This is a genomic window from Caulobacter sp. B11 (genome assembly GCF_002737765.1).
Classification (GTDB): domain Bacteria; phylum Pseudomonadota; class Alphaproteobacteria; order Caulobacterales; family Caulobacteraceae; genus Caulobacter.
This window is the reverse complement of the sequence record NZ_PEGG01000184.1, coordinates 1-3,658: the sequence shown is the minus strand read 5'-3', so window position 1 is coordinate 3,658 and position 3,658 is coordinate 1. Positions and strand designations below refer to the sequence as shown.

Here is a 3,658-nt window from a genome sequence, read left to right as displayed (position 1 = left end):
CGAGCGCTCCCGATGCATGACATCAAGGCCATTCGCGATAATCCCGACCTGTTCGAAGCCGCATGGTCGGCCAAGGGCCGATCGGGCGCGGCCGCCGAGGCCGTCAAGCTGGACGCCCAGCTGCGCGCGGCCCAGACGGCGCTGCAGGACAGCCAGGCCCGCCGCAACGAAGCCTCCAAGCGCATCGGCATGGCCAAGGCCCGCAAGGACGAGGCCGAGGCCCAGGCCCTGATGGCCGAGGTCGAGACCCTCAAGGCCTTGATGGCCGACGCCGCCATCCTTGAGGCGCAGGCCGGAACCGGCCTGAAGGACCTGCTGGCCAGCCTGCCAAACCTTCCGGCCGATGATGTGCCGGCGGGCGAGGACGAGGCCGGCAATGTCGAGATCCGCCGCTGGGGCGACGCCGCCGCCCTCCCGGCAGGTCGCCTGAACGCCCCCAAGGATCATGTCGATCTCGGCGCGGCCCTGGGCGGCATGGACTTCGAGGCCGCCGCCCGGATGAGCGGCGCGCGCTTCGTCGTGCTCAAGGGCCAGATCGCCCGGCTGGAACGGGCCCTGGGCCAGTTCATGCTCGACCTGCAGACGGTCAAGCACGACTACGTCGAGGTCAGCCCGCCGCTGCTGGTCAAGGACGAGGCGTTGTTTGGCACCGGGCAGTTGCCGAAGTTCGCCGAAGACCTGTTCCGCACCACGGCTGACCACTGGTTGATCCCCACCGCAGAGGTCTCCCTGACCAATATCGTGCGCGAACAGATCCTCGACGAGACGCAGCTGCCGCTGCGGATGACCGCCCTGACGCCGAGCTTCCGCTCCGAGGCCGGCGCCTCGGGTCGCGACACCCGCGGCATGATCCGCCAGCATCAGTTCTACAAGGTCGAGCTGGTCTCGATCACCAGCCCCGACCAGAGCGAGGCCGAGCACGAGCGGATGGTCGGCTGCGCCGAGGCGGTGCTCAAGGCGCTGAAGCTGCCGTTCCGCACCATGCTGCTGTGCGTCGGCGATATGGGCTTCGGGGCGCGCAAGACCTATGACCTGGAGGTCTGGCTGCCCTCGCAGAACACCTTCCGCGAGATCAGCTCCTGTTCCAACTGCGGCGACTTCCAGGCCCGGCGCATGGACGCCCGTTTCAGGCGGGCCGGCGAGAAGGGCACCCAGTACGTCCACACCCTGAACGGCTCGGGCCTGGCCGTCGGCCGCACCCTGGTGGCGGTGCTGGAAAACTATCAGGACGAGACCGGTCGGATCACGGTGCCCGACGTGCTGGTGCCCTATATGGGCGGCGTCACCCATATCGGCGGACAGGTCTGACCGGCATGCGCATCCTGCTGACCAATGACGACGGCATCCACGCGCCGGGCCTCGTCGCGCTGGAAAAGATCGCCCGCGCCCTGACCGACGATGTCTGGATCTGCGCGCCGGAATACGAACAGTCCGGCGCCAGCCGCGCCCTGACCCTGGCCGATCCGCTGCGGGTGCGCACGATCGATCCCCGCCGCTTCGCCGTCGAGGGCACGCCGACCGACTGCGTGATGCTGGCGGTGCAGAACCTGATCGAGGGCAAGCAGCCGGATTTGGTGCTGTCGGGCGTCAATCGCGGCCAGAACATCGCCGAGGACGTCACTCTGTCGGGCACCGTGGCGGGGGCCATCGAGGCCATGGCCATGGGCATTCCGGCCATCGCCCTGTCGCAGGCCATGGCCTTCTTCCACGACCATGTGGAGGTCCACTGGGAGACCGCCGAGCATTTCGGTCCGGGCATCGTCGAGCGCCTGCTGCAGATCGGCTGGCCCAGCGACGTGGTGATGAACGTCAATTTTCCGGCCCTGCCGATCGATCAGGTCCACGCCGTCGAGGTGACACGACAGGGGTTCCGCGACTCGCATATGCGCCACATGGAGAAGCGCACCGATCTGCGTGGTCGCGACTACTACTGGATGGGCTTCACCGCCAAGCCGTCCACGCCGCTGGAGGGGACCGATCTGAAAGCCGTCTATGAGGGCCGCATATCGGTCACCCCGCTGCACATCGATCTGACCCATAACCCCACCGTGGCCGCGATGAAGGGCGTGCTCGGCGGCTCGCCGCCCAAGCACGAGGCCGCTTCGTGATGGCCAGGGCCAAGCCGCCCGAGACGCCCGAGGCGCTCAAGCGTCTGCTGGAAGGCCTGCAACGCCAGGGCGTCACCGACCTGGGTGTTCTGGCGGCCATCGAGAAGACCCCGCGCGACCTGTTCACCCCGGACCTGTTCAAGGATCGGGCCTGGGAAGATTCGGCCCTGCCGATCACCTGCGGCCAGACCATCAGCCAGCCCTATATCGTCGGCCTGATGACCCAGGCCCTGACCCTTGAGCCGCGCAGCCGCGTGCTTGAGATCGGCACGGGGTCCGGCTATCAGACCGCCGTCCTGTCGCGGGTGTCGCGGCTGGTCTATACAGTTGAGCGCTATCGCACCCTGATGAAGGAGGCCGAGGGCCGCTTTCAGACCCTGGGCCTGACCAATGTCATCACCAAGTTCGGCGACGGTTGGGAAGGCTGGCCCGAACAGGCGCCTTTTGACCGTATTATGGTCACGGCGGCGGCTCAGGAAGAACCCAAGACTCTGCTGGCCCAGCTCAAACCCAACGGCGTCCTGGTGGCGCCGGTCGGCAAGGGGCCTGTACAGAGTCTACGCCGTTATGCCGGCGATGGTCAGGGGGCTTCAAGGTCGAGGTCCTGTGCGAAGTGCGCTTCGTCCCGATCCTGGATGGCGTCGCCCGCGAATAGCGGTCGTGTCGCCTGGGGTTTGGGTCGCGGCGCGGTGCGATTTAACGTTTGATTTACCCTTGCGGCGGCGTTTGAACGCTTCCGTGAGGAAAGGAGAGGCTATGAGGCAGTTGTGGACCCGAGCGGCGGTGATCGCCCTGACGGCGGGCGCGCTCTCGGCCTGCGAGACGGCCAGCGCGCAGTATCAGACTCGCCCTGGTCAGACGCCCGGCGCGCCGCGCGCTCTGGGAACGCCGAACTTTCCGATCACTCAGGCCGAACCCGCGGTCACTCCGCCCGAGCCTTCCGTTCCGGCGAAGGCGCCGGCATCGGCCGAACAGGACGCCGCGCCGTCGATCACCCAGCCCAGCCTTGGCGGCCAGGTCAGCAGCCAGCCTCTGGCGCCGCTGCCGCCGCCCCCGAGCCCGCGCGGGTCGAGCGGGAAGTCTATCAGGCCCCCCGCCGCCGGCCCCCAAACCCGCGCCGCCGCGCGCCGTGGTCGTCACCCAGGTGGGCGGACCGGTGGTCGATGTCACCGGCGCGCCGAAGATCCATGTGGTCGAGTCCGGCGACGCCATCGACGCCATCGCCCGCGGCCTGGGCACCACCCGCGCCGAGCTGGCCAAGGACAATGACCTCGAGCCGCCTTACCGTATCAAGCCGGGCCAGAAGCTGAAGGGCCGACCACGCGCGCCAAGGCCTATGTCGTGCAGGGCGGCGATACGATGTTCGCCATCGCCAAGCGCTTCTCGGTGACCGCGGCCGCCCTCGCCGCGGAAAACGACCTGTCGACCGGTGCGGCGATCAAGAAGGGCCAGAAGCTGCGGCTGCCCGCCGGCTACAAGGACAAGGGCCCGACCAAGACCACCGTCCTGCAGGCCGCCCCGCAGGAAACGTCCCAGGCCGCGTCCGCGCC

4 protein-coding genes and 1 pseudogene are annotated in these 3,658 nt (G+C 68.3%); all 5 read left to right on the top strand.

What is annotated here, in order from left to right; all coding sequences use genetic code 11:
• Positions 1–12: 12 nt before the first annotated feature.
• Positions 13–1,308: a serine--tRNA ligase gene (gene serS / locus CSW58_RS08460; RefSeq protein WP_099446997.1), complete on the top strand. Its 1,296-nt coding sequence runs from the start codon at positions 13–15 to the stop codon at positions 1,306–1,308.
• Between the two features lie 5 nt (positions 1,309–1,313).
• Positions 1,314–2,108, top strand: coding sequence for a 5'/3'-nucleotidase SurE (surE, locus tag CSW58_RS08455; protein ID WP_099446996.1), 795 nt, complete (start codon positions 1,314–1,316; stop codon positions 2,106–2,108).
• Positions 2,108–2,763: pseudogene (locus CSW58_RS08450) on the top strand (protein-L-isoaspartate(D-aspartate) O-methyltransferase). Before surE ends, CSW58_RS08450 begins: the two are co-directional and overlap by 1 nt.
• A gap of 474 nt (positions 2,764–3,237) precedes the next feature.
• Positions 3,238–3,498, top strand: coding sequence for a LysM domain-containing protein (locus CSW58_RS15925; protein WP_304441640.1), 261 nt, complete (start codon positions 3,238–3,240; stop codon positions 3,496–3,498).
• On the top strand, positions 3,468–3,658 hold a 191-nt coding region (locus tag CSW58_RS15920), incomplete at its 3' end, for a LysM domain-containing protein (protein ID WP_304441639.1). The genes CSW58_RS15925 and CSW58_RS15920, both read left to right, overlap by 31 nt.